At 69.7% G+C, this 15,059-nt stretch carries 16 protein-coding genes; 9 read left to right on the top strand and 7 right to left on the bottom strand.

Features of this window, described 5'->3' with window-relative positions; genetic code table 11:
- The first annotated feature begins 110 nt into the window (after positions 1 to 110).
- The 6 genes from BKN51_RS03145 to BKN51_RS03120 all read left to right on the top strand — a co-directional run bounded on the left by BKN51_RS03145 (position 111) and on the right by BKN51_RS03120 (position 4,479).
- A complete protein-coding gene (locus BKN51_RS03145; protein ID WP_101606180.1) occupies positions 111 to 1,256 on the top strand; it encodes a CaiB/BaiF CoA transferase family protein in 1,146 nt (381 codons plus the stop codon).
- 59 nt (positions 1,257 to 1,315) lie between these two features.
- On the top strand, positions 1,316 to 2,494 hold the full coding sequence (locus tag BKN51_RS03140; RefSeq protein WP_101606179.1) for an FAD-dependent monooxygenase: 1,179 nt from the start codon (positions 1,316 to 1,318) through the stop codon (positions 2,492 to 2,494).
- A gap of 153 nt (positions 2,495 to 2,647) precedes the next feature.
- Positions 2,648 to 3,229 carry an RNA polymerase sigma factor gene (locus BKN51_RS03135; RefSeq protein ID WP_101613020.1) on the top strand — a complete coding sequence of 194 codons (582 nt, stop codon included), beginning with the start codon at positions 2,648 to 2,650 and terminating at the stop codon, positions 3,227 to 3,229.
- Positions 3,220 to 3,786, top strand: coding sequence for a hypothetical protein (locus tag BKN51_RS03130; protein ID WP_101606178.1), 567 nt, complete (start codon positions 3,220 to 3,222; stop codon positions 3,784 to 3,786). Before BKN51_RS03135 ends, BKN51_RS03130 begins: the two co-directional genes overlap by 10 nt.
- Complete coding sequence (locus BKN51_RS03125) at positions 3,776 to 4,177, top strand: Asp23/Gls24 family envelope stress response protein (RefSeq protein ID WP_101606177.1); 402 nt, start codon at positions 3,776 to 3,778, stop codon at positions 4,175 to 4,177. The genes BKN51_RS03130 and BKN51_RS03125 overlap by 11 nt, the downstream gene beginning before the upstream one ends.
- Positions 4,174 to 4,479 carry a hypothetical protein gene (locus BKN51_RS03120; protein WP_101606176.1) on the top strand — a complete coding sequence of 102 codons (306 nt, stop codon included), beginning with the start codon at positions 4,174 to 4,176 and terminating at the stop codon, positions 4,477 to 4,479. Before BKN51_RS03125 ends, BKN51_RS03120 begins: the two co-directional genes overlap by 4 nt.
- Positions 4,480 to 4,550: 71 nt before the next feature.
- Here the strand turns inward: BKN51_RS03120 and BKN51_RS03115 are convergent, their stop codons facing one another.
- Positions 4,551 to 5,222 (bottom strand): fasciclin domain-containing protein, encoded by a 672-nt coding sequence (locus BKN51_RS03115; protein ID WP_101606175.1) that lies wholly within the window; start codon positions 5,220 to 5,222, stop codon positions 4,551 to 4,553.
- A gap of 88 nt (positions 5,223 to 5,310) precedes the next feature.
- Positions 5,311 to 6,873: a molybdopterin-dependent oxidoreductase gene (locus BKN51_RS03110; protein ID WP_168214246.1), complete on the bottom strand. Its 1,563-nt coding sequence runs from the start codon at positions 6,871 to 6,873 to the stop codon at positions 5,311 to 5,313.
- A gap of 721 nt (positions 6,874 to 7,594) precedes the next feature.
- On the opposite strand from BKN51_RS03110, the gene argG reads away from it, so the two are divergent.
- A complete protein-coding gene (argG, locus tag BKN51_RS03105) occupies positions 7,595 to 9,043 on the top strand; it encodes an argininosuccinate synthase (protein ID WP_101606174.1) in 1,449 nt (482 codons plus the stop codon).
- 83 nt (positions 9,044 to 9,126) lie between these two features.
- On the opposite strand, the gene BKN51_RS03100 is transcribed toward argG, so the two are convergent.
- Complete coding sequence (locus BKN51_RS03100; RefSeq protein ID WP_101606173.1) at positions 9,127 to 9,966, bottom strand: helix-turn-helix transcriptional regulator; 840 nt, start codon at positions 9,964 to 9,966, stop codon at positions 9,127 to 9,129.
- 103 nt (positions 9,967 to 10,069) lie between these two features.
- On the opposite strand from BKN51_RS03100, the gene BKN51_RS03095 reads away from it, so the two are divergent.
- On the top strand, positions 10,070 to 10,765 hold the full coding sequence (locus BKN51_RS03095; RefSeq protein ID WP_101606172.1) for an SDR family oxidoreductase: 696 nt from the start codon (positions 10,070 to 10,072) through the stop codon (positions 10,763 to 10,765).
- On the opposite strand, the gene BKN51_RS03090 is transcribed toward BKN51_RS03095, so the two are convergent.
- From BKN51_RS03090 to BKN51_RS03075, 4 genes are all read right to left on the bottom strand, one after another.
- Entirely contained in the window at positions 10,732 to 11,184 is a 453-nt protein-coding gene (locus BKN51_RS03090) for a hypothetical protein (RefSeq protein ID WP_101606171.1), read from the bottom strand. The two genes, BKN51_RS03095 and BKN51_RS03090, sit on opposite strands and share 34 nt — an antisense overlap.
- 17 nt (positions 11,185 to 11,201) lie before the next feature.
- Positions 11,202 to 12,494, bottom strand: a complete 1,293-nt coding sequence (locus BKN51_RS03085; protein WP_233224300.1) for an SON protein — start codon at positions 12,492 to 12,494, stop codon at positions 11,202 to 11,204.
- A 72-nt stretch (positions 12,495 to 12,566) separates the two neighbouring features.
- Positions 12,567 to 13,226, bottom strand: coding sequence for a response regulator (locus BKN51_RS03080; protein WP_101606169.1), 660 nt, complete (start codon positions 13,224 to 13,226; stop codon positions 12,567 to 12,569).
- A gap of 14 nt (positions 13,227 to 13,240) precedes the next feature.
- A complete protein-coding gene (locus tag BKN51_RS03075; protein WP_101606168.1) occupies positions 13,241 to 13,780 on the bottom strand; it encodes a DUF1453 domain-containing protein in 540 nt (179 codons plus the stop codon).
- A gap of 118 nt (positions 13,781 to 13,898) precedes the next feature.
- On the opposite strand from BKN51_RS03075, the gene BKN51_RS03070 reads away from it, so the two are divergent.
- Complete coding sequence (locus BKN51_RS03070) at positions 13,899 to 15,050, top strand: sensor histidine kinase (protein WP_101606167.1); 1,152 nt, start codon at positions 13,899 to 13,901, stop codon at positions 15,048 to 15,050.
- Positions 15,051 to 15,059 lie beyond the last annotated feature (9 nt).

Genomic DNA, 15,059 nt, shown 5'->3' with positions numbered 1-15,059 from the left:
GCTACCTTCCTGGGGATAGTAGGTACCTAGAGGAAAGTAATGGGAAAACCGGCCTTTCGTGAGCGCGATCACAACTTCGAAGACGCGAGCGGCCGCTTAGGGTCGGGTCCATGCCCGACACCGCACTCGGCCCGCTGCGCGTCCTCGACTTCTCACGGGTGCTCGCCGGCCCGTTCGCCACCATGCTGCTGGCCGACCTCGGCGCGACGGTGGTCAAGGTCGAGCGGCCGGGCACCGGCGACGACACCCGCAGCTGGGGGCCGCCCTACGACGCGGCGGGCCAGGCGACGTACTTCCAGTCGGTGAACCGGAACAAGACGAGCGTGGCGCTGGACCTCGGCGATCCGGACGATCTCGCGAAGGCCCGCGCGCTCGCGCTGGAGGCCGACGTCGTGGTCGAGAACTTCCGGCCCGGCGTGATGGACCGCCTCGGCCTGGGCCCGGAGACGCTGCGAGCGGCGAACCCCGGCCTGGTCTATTGCTCCGTCACGGGTTTCGGCTCCGGCGGTGGCGCCGCGCTGCCCGGCTACGACCTGCTCATCCAGGCTGTCGGCGGGCTGATGAGCATCACCGGCGACCCCGCGGGCGAGCCGCAGAAGGTCGGCGTCGCGCTCGTCGACGTGCTGGCCGGGCTGTTCGCGAGCGTCGGCATCCTCGCCGCCCTGCGCCACCGCGACCGGACCGGGCAGGGGCAGCTCGTCGAGATCGACCTGCTGTCCAGCCTGCTCGCCGCGCTGGTCAACCAGGGCAGCGCGTACACCTCGGGCGGGACGGTCCCGGCGCGGATGGGCAACCGGCACCCCAGCATCGCGCCGTACGAACTCGTCCCCTGCGCCGATCACGAACTCGCGCTCGCCGTCGGCAACGACCGGCAGTTCGCGGCGTTGTGCGAGGTCATCGGCCTGCCGGAGCTCGCGGACCAGCCCAGATTCGCGACCAATCCGGCGCGGGTCGAGCACCGCGCCGAACTCCGCGCGCTGCTGGAGGAGCACCTCGGCCGCCGTCCGGCCGCCGACTGGGCGGCGGACCTGAGCGCCGCCGGGGTGCCGGCCGGGGAGGTCAACGACGTCGCGGGCGCGTTTGCCCTCGCGGAACGGCTCGGCCTGAACCCGACGGTCGACCTCCCCCGGCCCGACGGCACCTCCGTCCGGCTGACCCGCAACCCGATCGGCCTGTCCGCGACGCCACCTCGGTACGAGAGCGCGCCGCCGGACGATCCCGGCCAACTCACCCTCCCTCTACCGGGCTGGAGCTGACGGACGGCCGTCAGCGGACCGTCAGCGCTTCGTCAACACCGGCCGCGAAGCTCCTGGCCATGACGAACAGGACAGTCCTCATCTCCGGCGCCAGCATCGCCGGACCCGCGCTCGCTTTCTGGCTCTCCCGCCAGGGGTACGCGGTCACCGTCGTCGAACGGTCGGCGGAACTCCGCACCGGCGGCCAGGCGGTCGACTTCAAGGGCGCCACCCACCGCGCCGTGCTGGAGCGGATGGGCATCCTCGACGAGGTGTACCGGCGCCAGACCGGCGGGCACGACCAGACCATCATCGACGCCACGGAACGGCCACTGGCGGTCATGCCCGGCGAGTTCACCGGCGGCGACGTCGAGATCCGGCGCGGCGACCTGTCCGAGATCCTCTACGAACGGACCGCTCAGGACTGCGAGTACGTCTTCGGCGACTCCATCACCTCGCTGACCGAGACGGCCGACGGCGTCGATGTCACCTTCGAACGCGGCGCGCCGAGGCGGTTCGACCTGGTCTTCGGCGCGGACGGCATCCACTCGACCGTGCGACGGCTGGCGTTCGGCCCGGAGGCCGACTACGTCAAGCACCTCGGCCACTACTACGCCCTGGTCGAGACCGGTGAAGATGACGATTTCCGCGGCCCGGGCGGCACCTCGGTCATGTACAACGAGCCCGGTCGTCTCGCCGCCACCGGCGGGCCCAAGGCCTCCGCGTTCTTCGTCTTCGCCTCCCCCGAGATCGCCTACGACCGGTACGACACCGCGCGGCAGAAGGAGATCCTCACCGCGGCGTTCGCCGACGGCGGCTGGCGGCTGCCCGAACTGATGGAGGCGGTGAAGCGGTCGGACGACGTCTACCTGGACTCGATCAGCCGCGTCACGATGGACGGCTACTCCACCGGTCGCGTCGCGCTCCTCGGCGATTCGGCTTACGGGAACACGTTGGGCGGCTTCGGCACCGGGCTCGCCATCGTGGCCGCGTACGTCATCGCGGGCGAGCTCGCCTCGGCGAACGGCGACCACGAGGTGGCGTTCCGGCGGTACGAGGAGAAGTTCCGCGGTTACGCCAGGATCGCCCGTGGTTCCAACGCGGGCCCGTTCCTCGCGCCGCCGACGAAACTGCGGATGAGCCTGCGCAACCAGATGTTCCGGCGGCCGTTCATGCTGCGCTGGATGCTGTGGGTGACCGACAAGTTCGCGACCGACATCGACCTGGAGGACTACCCCGCGCTCGCGTACCGTGCGTGACCACCTGACTTCGGCGTGCGCTGCCCGCTGTGACGTGGTCGGCTGGACCGGGTTTCCCGCGTGACGTTTCCGGGGAAGACGTGTCTTACGGGAGTCACCCGAGATGGTGGCGTGAAGGGAGCTTCGGATGGCGTCACTGCACAGGTGCGCTGGATGACGACGTCAGCGAGAGACGACGCACCGGCCGCCGGCGAGACGGTGCTGGACGACGCCACGCTGGTGGCGCGGGCCCGTGACGGCGAAATCCGCGCGTACGAGCAGCTCGTCCTGCGGTTCCAAGGGCCGATGTACCGGCTGGCGCTGCGGATGCTGGGGAACAAGGGGGACGCCGAGGACGTCGTCCAAGAGGTGTTCCTCCTCGCCTGGCGGCGGCTCGACCAGCTGCAGGAGGACGCGGCGTTCGTCGGCTGGCTCTACCGGATGACGACCAACCGGTGCCTGAACGTGATCCGCACCAGGAAACCGGTGGCCGACGTCGAACTCGACCTGCGGGAGTCCGAAGGGTCGGCCGGACGGCCGGACCGCGCCGCGGAGACCAGCGCGCAGATGACGGCGCTGACCGGGGCACTGGACCAGCTGACCGCCGAGCAACGGGCCTGCTGGCTGTTGCGCGAGGTCCACGGCCGCTCCTACGAAGAAATCGCGAAGGCGATCGGGGCGACCACCACCGCGGTGCGGGGACGCATCGCGCGAGCACGAGCACAGTTGGCGGAGGTGATGGCGCCATGGCGATGAACCACGCGACTCAGGACTACTTGCTCCCGTGCGGCAGGGACGTCGAACAGGTCTGGGAACGACTCGACGAGGTCGACGCCGGCCGCGCGGACGCGCACGAACTCGACTGCCCGCACTGCCGGGCGACCCGCGAAAGCCTCCGGGTGCTGCGCGGGCTGACCAGGGAACTGGCCGACGACGACGCCGAGCCGTCACCGGACCTCGCGAGCCGGATCATGTCCGCGGTCCGCGCCGAGGTGCGGCGCCGGGACCTGGTGCCGCTGGCCAGCCCCGAGCCCGGCGAGGTGCAGGTGAGCGATCAGGCGGTCGCGGCGGTGCTGCGGTTCGCCGCGGACTCCGTCGACGGCGTCCGCGCCCGGCACTGCCGGGTCCGGCGCTCAGCTGAAGACACCGACGCGCTGGCCGTGGACGTGGAACTGAGCCTCGCGATCGCGCATGATTTCGACGGTGACTCGCTGGCCGTGGTCCGGGAGCGGGTCACGGCGGCGGCGGGCGCCAGGGTCGGTCTCCGCCTGGCGCGGCTCGATCTCGTGGTGGAGGACATCTATGACGCGTGAGCAGGCACCGGCCGGGCAGCTGGTCGAAACGGTGATCTCCCCTCCGGTGATCGCGGCGGTCGCCGCGCATGCCGCGGCGAAGGTCCCCGGCGTGGTGCGCCTGGAACCCGGGTTGCGCGGACTGGCGGGCTCGCTGACCCGGATCGCGCGTCAGCGGATCAAAGGCCTCGAACCGGCACCGACCGAAGGGGTCCGCGCCTTCCTCGACCACGATCCGCCCGGGGTGCGGGTGGAGATCGACGTTTCACTTTCCGGGCTGGACCAGGCGGCAGCGACCGCGCAGGCGGTGCAGCGTGCCGTCAGCCGAGCGGTCACCGAGGCGACCGGGCTCACCCCGTCGGCCGTCTCGGTGTCCATTTTGGACATCGAAATCCTTGGAGGACTGTTGTGACCGCACGTTCCGAACTGACCGCGTCGCTGCTGAGCACGCTCCGCGACATCCCCGGGTTGCGCGCGGCGACGCCGTCCACCACGGCCGCCGCTTCGGCGGTGCCGTGGGATCTCGACGTGATGGCCGTCGACATCTCCGAGCACGTCGTCGAGATCCGCGTCGTCGCGCTGGAGGTGCCGATCCCGCCGCTGACGGAGGTCGCCGGCGCCGCGTTGCGCGCCGTGCTGGCCGGAACCCCTTGGGAGAACGCGAGCCTGCGGCTCGTGGTGACCGATGTGGACGCCGCCGCGCTCGTTCCCTGATCTTCCTGGCACACGACGATCGCGGTGGCCGCGCCCGAGGGCGTGGCCACCGCGATCGTGGTGTGGGGACCTTAGTTCTTGTTGGTGCCCGGGGTCATCACCTTGTCGATGACGAACACGGTGGCGTTCTTGGTGGGGATGTTGCCGCACAGGATCTTGGCGCCGTTGACGGTCATGTTGTCACCGGTACCCTCGATCTTGAGCGGGCCGCCCGCGGTGTTCAGGCTCTCCAGCGTCTTGGCCGACTCCAGTCCCTTGGCGTCGTAACGCTTGCCGACGACGTGGTACTGCAGGATCGGGGCCAGCTCGGCCGGCTTGCCCGCCAGCTCGTTGAACTTCGCGTCGCCGAGGGCGGCGAAGGCCGGGTCCGCCGGGGCGAACACGGTGATGGCCTGCTGGCTGTTGAGCGTGTCGACCAGGTCGGTGGCCTTGACCGCGGCGACCAGCTTGGTCAGCAGCGGGTTGGTCGAGGCGGCGCTGGCGACGGGCTGCGGGCCCATCGAGTCCAGCGAACCGGGCGAACTGCCCTGCGGCAGCTGCGAACAGGCCGGGCCGAACACGTCGGCGTTGGTGGTGACGCCGTCACCGGAGGCGGCGCTGGACATCGGGGCGGACATCGAGCTCGAAGGCGCCGGGGCACTGCTGGAGCCGCCCGCCGAGGGGGTGTCGTTGCTGCTGCAGGCGGTCAGGGCCAGTGCGGCGACCGCGGTGAAACCGATTCCTGCGACGCGAAGCTTGCTCACGGAAAATCACTCCATTTGTTTTTCGGACTCTTACCGGGTATTCGGAACTGCTGCGGAATCGGATTGCCACTCTTTCGGGTGACGCCGATCACCGTGCGGTGAAACTGATGACATGCCAGCCCGTCGCTCCGTCCGGAACGGTTCCGGCACGCGCGTCGGTCTGGGTGTAGCCGGATTTGTCGACCGCGCGGACGGTGACCTGGTGACTGCCCGCCGGAACGTCGAATTCGGTCCACCACATCCGCCAGGTGTTGAGACCCACCTCGCGGGAAAGCGTTGCGGGCTGCCAATTCCCGTTCGCACTGAGCCGGACTTCGACCCGCTCGACACCGGTGCGCTGCGCCCAGGCGACACCCGAGATCCGGACCTTGCCTGCGGGTACCGTTTCGAATCCTTTCGGACTGTCGATCCTGGACTGCGTTTTGATCGGGGCCTGTTCGCCCCAGCCGCGATCGAGCCAGTACGCGCGGCGTGCTTTCCAGGTGGTGATCTCCAGGTCTTTGACCCATTTCGTCGCCGAAACATAGCCATAGAGACCCGGGATGACCATTCGGGCGGGAAAACCGTGTTCGACCGGCAGCGGTTCCCCGTTCATCCCGATCGCCAGCATCGCTCCCCGCTCCGGATCGAGCGCGGCCACGACCGGGCTGCCCGCCGTCCAGCCGTCGACGCTGGTGGAGAAGATCTGCTCGGCACCGGGCAGGACCTCGGCCTCCCTCAACAGATCCCCGAGGTCCACGCCGATGAAGTTCGCCGTGGAGACGTAGGTCCCGCCTACCTCGTTGGACACGCACGTCATGGTGATCGTGCGCTCGATCAGCGGGCGGTTCCGGATGTCGTCGTAGCTGAACCGCTTTTCGTTGCGCACCATGCCGTGCAGCCGGAGACTCCAGTCCTCGGCCCGGACCTGCGGCAGCGACAACGCGGTGTCGACGCGGTAGAAGTCACGGTTCGAGGTGAGGAAGGTCGGCGTGCCCAGTTTGGCGAAATCCGCGTCGGCCGGGATCGGCGGCGCCGCCTCGGCGGGCACGAGCCGCCCGATGGCGGCACGGGAAGACTCCGCGTCCCGTGTCCCGGAGATCAGCTGTCCACCGGCGCCCGCCGCACCCGCGGCCACGACGGCCCCGGCTCCGGCCAGCAACACCGACCGGCGGGACGGAGCCCCACCGGGGGTCTCGTCGGTGACGCGCGACCTGGCCGCGGCCAGCCGGTGCAGCCAGAAGAAGACGCCGACTCCGGCGATAAGACTGGCCAGCGGCGCGAGCAGGGCCACCGCGGTGAGGTCGGGCCGCTGCGACACGGCGAAACCGCCCAGCAACCCGAAGGCCGCGATCAGCACGATCCCCGGAACGGGTGACCGGCGCGAGGCGATCCCCGCCGCCGCGGCGGCGAGCACCATCACCACGGCCATCCCGCCGAGCAGCACGAGCTTGTCGTAGACCCCGAACGTCCGGACCGCGAAATCCTTCAATTCCACCGGGGTCAGGTCGATCGCCCCGTTGCCGACCGCCAGGTACGGCGAGGCGTTGAGGCTGATGAACCCGGCCACCAGATGTCCGGCCGCCAGTGCCGCGGCGAGGGCCACGACACCGATCAGCGCCGCCCCGAAGAAGGGGAGGCGTGGTTCCCGATCGGCTCGCGAAGTCTTCATGCCGGGTATTCGTGGCCGATGGCGGGACGGACTGGTTTTCTTTTCCCGTAAGGAAAATCGCTGATTTCACAACGGGCGTCACCCGGTATTCGTGGCGGAGGCGCTCGCGGACAGGTCACAAAAGGGACACGGTCCCTGAAGTCCATAGTGGACGTACGCCCTGGAGGCATCAGGAGGGGGTTGCCTGCCCGCCCATGTGCCTGCTTCGGGTGTCGCTCCGGCTGGTCGTGAGTGGCGATTCGGGTTAGAGCCAAAGGGGTCTCAGGTACCTGCCGGTTGCGACTGGAGTTGGTTGCAGGTCCGTGAAGGCCTCCTTGCCTACCCTGAAGGTAGTGAAGGAGGCCTTCACGGACTACGCGATCGCCTCCGAAGCCTCAGCGACACCCGCCAGCCCCGGCAGTCACGGACGGCGGCGCGCAAAGGACCCCTTTCCCGAGTACATGAAGGACCCCTTCCTGTACCTAGGCGCAAGGAAGGGGGCCTTCATGTACCGCAGGGACGAGCCAAGGGCGGCAGTGGCGTGGCAGGCGTTGCGAGGGCCTCGCCAGCCAGCCCGGGTGTCGCGAACTTGCGAACACTCGCACGCAAAATCCAGTAGGTACCTAGGGCACCCTTGGCTAGAAACCCGAATCGCCACTCACGACCACCGGGACCACCCACCCGGGTTGCCCTGCCCACCCCGGCTTGCATGGTCATACACTCCTATGCATATACTTCCATCATGTCCAAGGTACTCACCTCTCTGCCTGTCGGCGAACGCGTCGGGATCGCCTTCTCCGGCGGCCTCGACACCTCCGTAGCGGTCGCGTGGATGCGCGAGAAGGGTGCGGTGCCGTGCACCTACACCGCTGACATCGGCCAATACGACGAACCCGACATCGCGTCGGTCCCGGGCCGGGCGAAGGCCTACGGTGCCGAGATCGCGCGGGCCGTCGACTGCAAGGCCGCGCTGGTCGAGGAAGGGCTCGCGGCGCTGGCCTGCGGCGCCTTCCACATCCGCAACGGCGGCCGCACCTACTTCAACACGACCCCGCTCGGCCGCGCGGTCACCGGCACGCTGCTGGTGCGCGCGATGCTCGAGGACGACGTCCAGATCTGGGGCGACGGCTCCACCTTCAAGGGCAACGACATCGAGCGGTTCTACCGCTACGGCCTGCTCGCGAACCCGTCCCTGCGGATCTACAAGCCGTGGCTGGACGCCGCGTTCGTCAGCGAGCTCGGCGGCCGCAAGGAGATGTCCGAGTGGCTGCAGGGCCACGGGCTCCCCTACCGGGACAGCACCGAGAAGGCCTACTCGACGGACGCGAACATCTGGGGCGCGACCCACGAGGCCAAGTCGCTCGAACACCTCGACACCGGCATCGAGATCGTCAACCCGATCATGGGCGTCCGGTTCTGGGACCCCGAGGTCGAGATCGCGCCCGAGGACGTCACGATCGGCTTCGAGCAGGGCCGCCCGGTGACGATCAACGGCAAGGAGTTCGCCACCGCGGTCGACCTGGTCCTGGAGGCCAACGCCATCGGCGGGCGGCACGGGCTCGGCATGTCCGACCAGATCGAGAACCGGATCATCGAGGCCAAGAGCCGCGGGATCTACGAGGCGCCGGGCATGGCGCTGCTGCACGCGGCGTACGAGCGGCTCGTCAACGCGATCCACAACGAGGACACCCTCGCCAGCTACCACAACGAAGGCCGTCGTCTCGGCAGGCTGATGTACGAAGGCCGCTGGCTGGACCCGCAGGCCATGATGCTGCGCGAGTCGCTGCAGCGCTGGGTCGGCGCGGCCGTCACCGGCGAGGTCACCCTGCGGCTGCGGCGCGGCGAGGACTACTCGATCCTCGACACCAACGGTCCTTTCTTCAGCTACCACCCGGACAAGCTGTCGATGGAGCGCACCGAGGACTCGGCGTTCGGCCCGGTGGACCGGATCGGCCAGCTCACCATGCGGAACCTCGACATCGCCGACTCGCGCGCCAAGCTCGAGCAGTACGCCGGGCTCGGCATGGTCGGCGGCGGGCACCCGACGCTGATCGGCGCCGCGCAGGCCGCGTCGACCGGGCTGATCGGCGCGATGGACGCGGGCGGCGCGCAGGTGATCGCCTCACGCGGCAAGGCTTCGGGCGACGACGAGCTGCTCGACCACGCCGCGATCGAATACGGAACGGACTGAATCACCACGGACTGACCCGAACAAAACGGGACGCGAAAGCGCCGGGCGCGCGGCATCGAAGCCGTTCGCCCGGCGCTGTTCTTTCATCCGGTCAGGGATTGCGTCCCGAGCACGGTGAGCAGCGCGAGCCGCTCGGCGGCTTCGGAGCCGGGTTCGGCCGTGTAGACCATGATGTGCAGGTCGCAGCCTTCGACGGTCAGCACGTCGCAGTCGAGTTCGACCGGCCCGACCGAAGGATGGTCGATGATCTTGCGTGCGGACTCGTGCCGTCCGACGGCACCGGAATCCCACAGCCGCGCGAACCGCGGGCTCCCGCCGCGCAGTTCCGCGATCAGCCGGGTGAGCCGCTGATCGGCCGAGTAGCGGGCGGCCGCCGAGCGCAGGTCCGCGACGAGGACGGCTTCGAAGGTCCGCAAGGATTCCGGGGTGTGCCGGGCACGCGTGCCCTCGCCGAGGAAGTGCCGCCAGACGGCGTTGCGCTCGAATCCGCGCACCTGGGACGGATCACCCATCAGGGCGGCGTACGGCGGGTTCGCCGACAGGAGCGTCCAGGTGGCGTCGAACACCGCGACGGGAATCCCGGTCATCCGGTCGATCAGCCGCTGGACACCGGGCGTGAGGTACGCGGAGGCGACGTCCGGTCCCGGCACCGCCAGCCCGGCGAGACCGAACAGGTGGGCTCGTTCGGGCGCGGAGAGCCGAAGCGCCCTCGCCAGCGCCTCGACGACCTGATCGGACGGATGCGACGCGCGGCCTTGTTCCAGCCGGGTCACGTAGTCGACGGAGATCCCCGCCAGCATGGCCAGTTCCTCGCGGCGCAGGCCGGCCGCGCGCCGCTGACCGCCCTCGGGCAGGCCGACGTCCGCCGGGGAGACGCGGTCGCGCCAGCGTCGTACCGCCCGCCCGAATTCCGTCGCCGCCATGCCCGCCAGTCTGCCCCGATCCCCCGGGAGGTGCCTGGTACCGCGAGTCCCAGGAAGATCGGTCGACTGGTTGTCCGGGTCTCACCGGGACGACGCTGATCCCATGACCACGACACTGATCACCGGGGCCAACAAGGGCCTCGGCCGTGAGACCGCCCGTCGCCTCATCGCCGACGGCCACACCGTCTACCTGGGCAGCCGCGACGCCGAACGCGGCCGCCGCGCCGCGAAAGAACTGGGCGCACGCCTGGTCTTGCTCGACGTCACCGACGACGCGTCCGTCGAGGCGGCCGCGAAGACCATCGAGGCCGAGGGCGGGCTGGACGTCCTGGTCAACAACGCGGGCGTGGAAAACCGGCCCATGCTCGGCGCTGCCGAGCTGACGGCGGACGAGCTGCGCACGACCTTCGAGACCAACGTGTACGGCACCGCCCGGGTGACGCACGCGTTCCTGCCGCTGCTGCGGCGCTCCGCCGCACCCGTGGTGGTCAACGTCAGCAGCGGCCTCGCCTCCCTCACCGGGCTGACCATGCCCGACTCGCCGTCGTACGCCTATCCAGGCGTGGCGTACCCGGCGTCGAAGGCCGCGGTCAACGTGCTCACCATCCAGTACGCCAAGGCGTTCCCCGGGATGCGGATCAACGCCGTCGAGCCGGGCTACACCGCGACCGACCTCAATGGACGGTCGGGGCATCAGACCGTCGAGGAGGGCGCCGAGATCATCGTCCGGATGGCCTCGATCGGACCGGACGGCCCGACCGGCGGCTACTTCGACGACTCGGGGCCGCTCCCCTGGTGACTCCAAACCGCCTCGAAATCGGCGCAGACCACCACGATCGACCCGCCGATCAGCTGGATCTCGTGACGGCAGCCCCGCTCGTGCGGCAGGGTCTCGTCGAGCTGGACCGGCCCCTCACCGGACTCGAGACGCAGTTCTCCGACACGGTCGTAAGTGATGGTGAGGACCACGGGAGTGCCTTCGTGCCAGGAGAACCGGGCGATGACCGCCAGTTCCCGGTTCTCCCGCGCGAAGTCGACCGAGACGAGGTGCAGATCCTTGACGCAGCGGTCGCCGAAGAAGCTGTAGTGGTCCGGGTCGGTGGCGAACCGGGCCGCACCCGGCGGCAGTTCGGCCGCCAGGCCCGGCAAGCGCTCCAGGTAGGCGGTGGGGTCGAGGAAGAACCCCGTCGGCTCCGGAACGATCTTGATGTACTCCATTCCGGCAGTTTCCCAGGTCACTTGCCGCCGAGCTTCGACCGCCGCTCCGTCAGCTCGTCGACGAGCCGGGTGATCTCGACCTGCCCGATCGCTTCGGCCACCACGGAAACCGATGCGATGCTCTCGATCCGGTACTGGACCGGCACCCCGCCCGAGGCCCGCGACTGCGCTTCCGCGTCCGCCTTCTTCTCCGCTTCGACGGCCGCGAAGACCCCGCCCGCCCCGCCGTTGACACAGCTGATCGAGCCCGAGCCGTTCAGCGGCAGGGTCGCCGTGTTCCGGCAACTGCCCGCCGAGCGGCCGCCGATGGTCACGTTCGCGGTCATCGTGGCGTTGACCTGGCCGGTGACCTTCCCGCCGCTGTTCGCCGACGCGGAGTTGGACACGTTCGCGGTCACCGTGCAGCCCGAGGCGCTGCACGCGACCGTGGCCGCGCCGTCCATGTCGAACCGCACACCGGTGTCGACGGCGTTGGACAGTTTCTTGGTGTTCGACGTCAGGTCTTCGTAGACGGCGTCGGTCTCTTCGGGCGACAAAGCGTCCACATCGGACTCACCGAGGGCGGCGCCGGAAGGCATCTGGGGCCGCGATTCCGCGTCGGGCATCGTCGGGAGCTTCGGGACCGACGGCGTCCCGCCGGGCACGCTCACGGAGTAGCGGAGCAGCCGATGCGGCGCTTCCTTCGAGACGTACAGGACACCGGCGGGCGTGCTCGCCTTGATCGCCGGGACGTCACGGACGGTCTCGTTCTGGTCGTCCTCGATCTCCTTCGCCCGTTCCAGCGCCTCGCGCAGGCGGCCGGCGAGTTTCTCCGGGGACTCGAACTGCTGCACGACCGGGCCGAACAACGCGTCCTCGCCGGTGATCCACCGGTCCTTGAGGTCCTCGGCTTCGGACGAGTCCGCTCGCGACCCGGGCAGCATGCCGTCGGGCGCCTTGAAGTAGACCTTGCCGCCGACGACCAGGATCTCGATCTTCCTGCCCTGGAAGGACATCGTGCCGGACGTCTCGCCGAACGCGGTGGTCTTGACGTCCGTCTTGATCATCCCGCCGACCGCGGAGGTGCTGTTCCGGACCGCCGGTGCCGAGGACAGCGCCGCCAGTGCCTGCTCGAAGGGCTCGCGACCGGCTTTCGAGGGCCACAGCAGCCAGGTGGTCAGTCCGGCGAGGAGCACCAGCACCAGCCCCGCGATCCCGCCGAACAGCAGCCACCGCCGGGGTTTCCGGACGGGCGGCGCCGGGGCCGGTTGGGGTACCCAGCCCTGCGGCGGCGGCCACTGCGCGCCTTGGGGTGGGAATGAGTGCTCCACGTCGCCTCCATCGCTGAATTCACCAGACGACGTCACGCTAGGGAGGGATGATGAAAACTTGATGAAACGCGATCAGGTGAAACGGTAGGGCGCGGGAGGCGGGGCGCTCAGCGCGTACCGGACGGCTTCGGCGCGCGAGTGGAAGCCCGCTTTCGCGAACAGGTTGTTGATGTGGGTCTTGACGGTGGCCTCGCTGATCACCAACCGCGCGGCGATCTCCGGATTGCGCAGGCCCTCGCCGATCAGCCCGAGGATCTCCGTCTCCCGCGAGGTGAACCCGAACCGGTCGCCCTCGTCCGCCGCACGGACCCGGCGTGACGCGAGGGTGAGGAGCCGTCGCTGGACCTCCGGGGCGAGCACGACCTGCCCGTCGGCGGCGGTGCGCACGGCCTGTTCGATCTTCGCCCGGTCGGCTTCCTTGGTCAGGTACCCGCTCGCACCGGCTTCGAGCGCGGCGAGGATCGATTCGTCGTCGTCGAGACTGGTCAGCACCACGACCTGGACCTCCGGCGCCGCGGCCTTGATCCGGCCGGTCGCCTCGACGCCGTTCAGCACCGGCATGTGGAGGTCCATCAGCACGACGTCCGGCGTGTGCCGGGAGACCGCGGCGAGGGCCTCCTCGCCGTTGGTGGCCGTCGCGACGACGGTGAGGCCGTCGGCGAGGTCGAGCATCACCGCGAGGGCTTCCCGCACGGACGCCTGGTCGTCGACGACAACGAGCGAGACGGTCACCTCGGCACCTCCGGTCAACGTCGGGTCATCCTGGCCTGCAGATCGTCGAGGAAGGGAGAGGTGGTGTGCGCCTTGCCGTCCTCGCCCTTCTTCCAGACGATACGGCTGTCGGTGCGCATCGCCCTGGCGAGTACCACGACACCCTCCACGAGCATGCCCACGCCGATGGTCAGCATGACACTGTTCCCGCCGGAGGGGACTCCGGTGATCAGGCCCAGCAGCAGGTTCGCGCCGACCTTGGCGGCCACGTTCAGCGCCCACAGCACGATCGTGAGCCAGGTGTAGCGCATGTGCGCGACACCGTCTTGCCGGTAGAGCCGGATGCTCACGCCCCGCAGCACTCCGAACAGGACACTCACCGCGAGGGTGACGACCAGGAACACCACCGCGGTCGCGGATTTCACGCTGTCGTCCACATCGGACAGCCCGATCACGGCGAGGATCGCGGGCAGCAGCAGCATCCGCTTGGCCTCGGCGACGTCCCCGGCCAGTCGCCGGATCAGGATGTATCCGACGGCGGCGACGATCAGGACTATTTCGACAGGTGTGCTCATGTTTACCCCCTCGGGCCGGTTTTCGAAGACACTCCGACGCTAGGGCGGTGATCGCGGGAAGTCGTGCGGCGGCGGCCGTATCTTCGGGTGGAGAACCGTCTCCACCCAGGGAGCATCGATGACCGGAAGCGCGACGGTGCTACGCCGCGAACGGATCGCCGACAGGCTGATCCGGCCCGTCCTGATCACGGCGGCGATCGGGGTGACCGGGGTCAGGATCTTCACCCATGAAGTCCATTTCCGTCCTTGGACGACGGCGCTCTTCTTCGTCGTCGCGCTCTTCGCCGTGGTCTCGCTCATGCCCTGGAACCGGATTCCGGCGCGGACGCAGACCACCCTCGCGAGCGGATACGCCGTCTCCGCGGCCGTGCTCCTCGCCTTGGCCCCGCAGACCTTCGCGCCGATGTTCGCCTACCTCGCCGCCGCGGTCGCCGGGATCAAACTCGCCTCCCGCACCGCGGCGATCTGGATCGCGGTACTCGACGCCGTCTGCTGTGCCGTGGCGGTCGCCGTGGTCGGCGCGGTGACTCCGGCGGCAGACGACTGGCCGTGGTGGCTCGCGCTTTCGGTGGGCCTGCCGGTGCTGCTGGGCATCGCCCGCCGAGACCGGCGTAACGCGCTCTTCAACGCCGAACGCGCCGCCTCCGAAGCCCGGCGGGCCGCCGCCTCCGAGTCGCGGGAGGCCGCGCTGCTGGAGCGGACGCGGATCGCGCGGGAACTGCACGACGTCCTCGGCCACTCGCTGACCGGGATCGCCCTGCAACTCGACATGGCCGACGCCCTCGGCACGAAGGGCAGGGACGCGGAAGCCGGCGAGGCCGTGCGCCGCGCGCGGTCACTGGCGGTGGACGGTATCGGGCGGATGCGGCAGGCGGTGCACGAACTGCGCGAGGGCGCCCTGCCGCTGGAGGACACCCTGGCCGCCCTGTGCGCGGGAGAGCTGGTGCCGTTCGAGGTCGAAGGCTCCGCCGGACCGCTCGGCGGCGGCGTCGCGCACACCCTGGTCCGCGCGGCGCAGGAGGCGCTGACGAACGCGGCCAAACACGCGCCCGGCACCGGACGCGCGGTGAAACTCGTGTTCTCATCGGAAACGGTCACGCTCGTCGTCACGAACGGCCCTGCCGGACGACGCGCGGCGCCGGACACCGGCGGCGGGATGGGACTGGTCGGGATGCGGGAACGGGCGACCGCGCTGGGCGGGTCGGCGCAGGCGGGCCCGGCGCCGGACGGCGGCTGGACGGTTGAAATCCGGCTGCCCCGCATGGGGTGAGCCCCCGGC

This window comes from Amycolatopsis sp. BJA-103, assembly GCF_002849735.1.
Lineage (GTDB): Bacteria > Actinomycetota > Actinomycetes > Mycobacteriales > Pseudonocardiaceae > Amycolatopsis.
This window is presented reverse-complemented; position numbering and strand designations above follow the sequence as displayed.

What these genes read in the sequence shown, in the direction of transcription:
- BKN51_RS03130 (WP_101606178.1), top strand. Translation starts at nt 3,220, where the DNA reads ATGGCGATGAACCACGCGACTCAGGACTACTTGCTCCCGTGCGGCAGG.
- BKN51_RS03090 (WP_101606171.1), bottom strand. Translation starts at nt 11,184, where the DNA reads ATGGAGTACATCAAGATCGTTCCGGAGCCGACGGGGTTCTTCCTCGAC.
- BKN51_RS03075 (WP_101606168.1), bottom strand. Translation starts at nt 13,780, where the DNA reads ATGAGCACACCTGTCGAAATAGTCCTGATCGTCGCCGCCGTCGGATAC.
- BKN51_RS03140 (WP_101606179.1), top strand. Translation starts at nt 1,316, where the DNA reads ATGACGAACAGGACAGTCCTCATCTCCGGCGCCAGCATCGCCGGACCC.
- BKN51_RS03095 (WP_101606172.1), top strand. Translation starts at nt 10,070, where the DNA reads ATGACCACGACACTGATCACCGGGGCCAACAAGGGCCTCGGCCGTGAG.
- BKN51_RS03100 (WP_101606173.1), bottom strand. Translation starts at nt 9,966, where the DNA reads ATGGCGGCGACGGAATTCGGGCGGGCGGTACGACGCTGGCGCGACCGC.
- BKN51_RS03125 (WP_101606177.1), top strand. Translation starts at nt 3,776, where the DNA reads ATGACGCGTGAGCAGGCACCGGCCGGGCAGCTGGTCGAAACGGTGATC.
- BKN51_RS03135 (WP_101613020.1), top strand. Translation starts at nt 2,648, where the DNA reads ATGACGACGTCAGCGAGAGACGACGCACCGGCCGCCGGCGAGACGGTG.
- BKN51_RS03145 (WP_101606180.1), top strand. Translation starts at nt 111, where the DNA reads ATGCCCGACACCGCACTCGGCCCGCTGCGCGTCCTCGACTTCTCACGG.
- argG (WP_101606174.1), top strand. Translation starts at nt 7,595, where the DNA reads ATGTCCAAGGTACTCACCTCTCTGCCTGTCGGCGAACGCGTCGGGATC.
- BKN51_RS03110 (WP_168214246.1), bottom strand. Translation starts at nt 6,873, where the DNA reads ATGAAGACTTCGCGAGCCGATCGGGAACCACGCCTCCCCTTCTTCGGG.
- BKN51_RS03070 (WP_101606167.1), top strand. Translation starts at nt 13,899, where the DNA reads ATGACCGGAAGCGCGACGGTGCTACGCCGCGAACGGATCGCCGACAGG.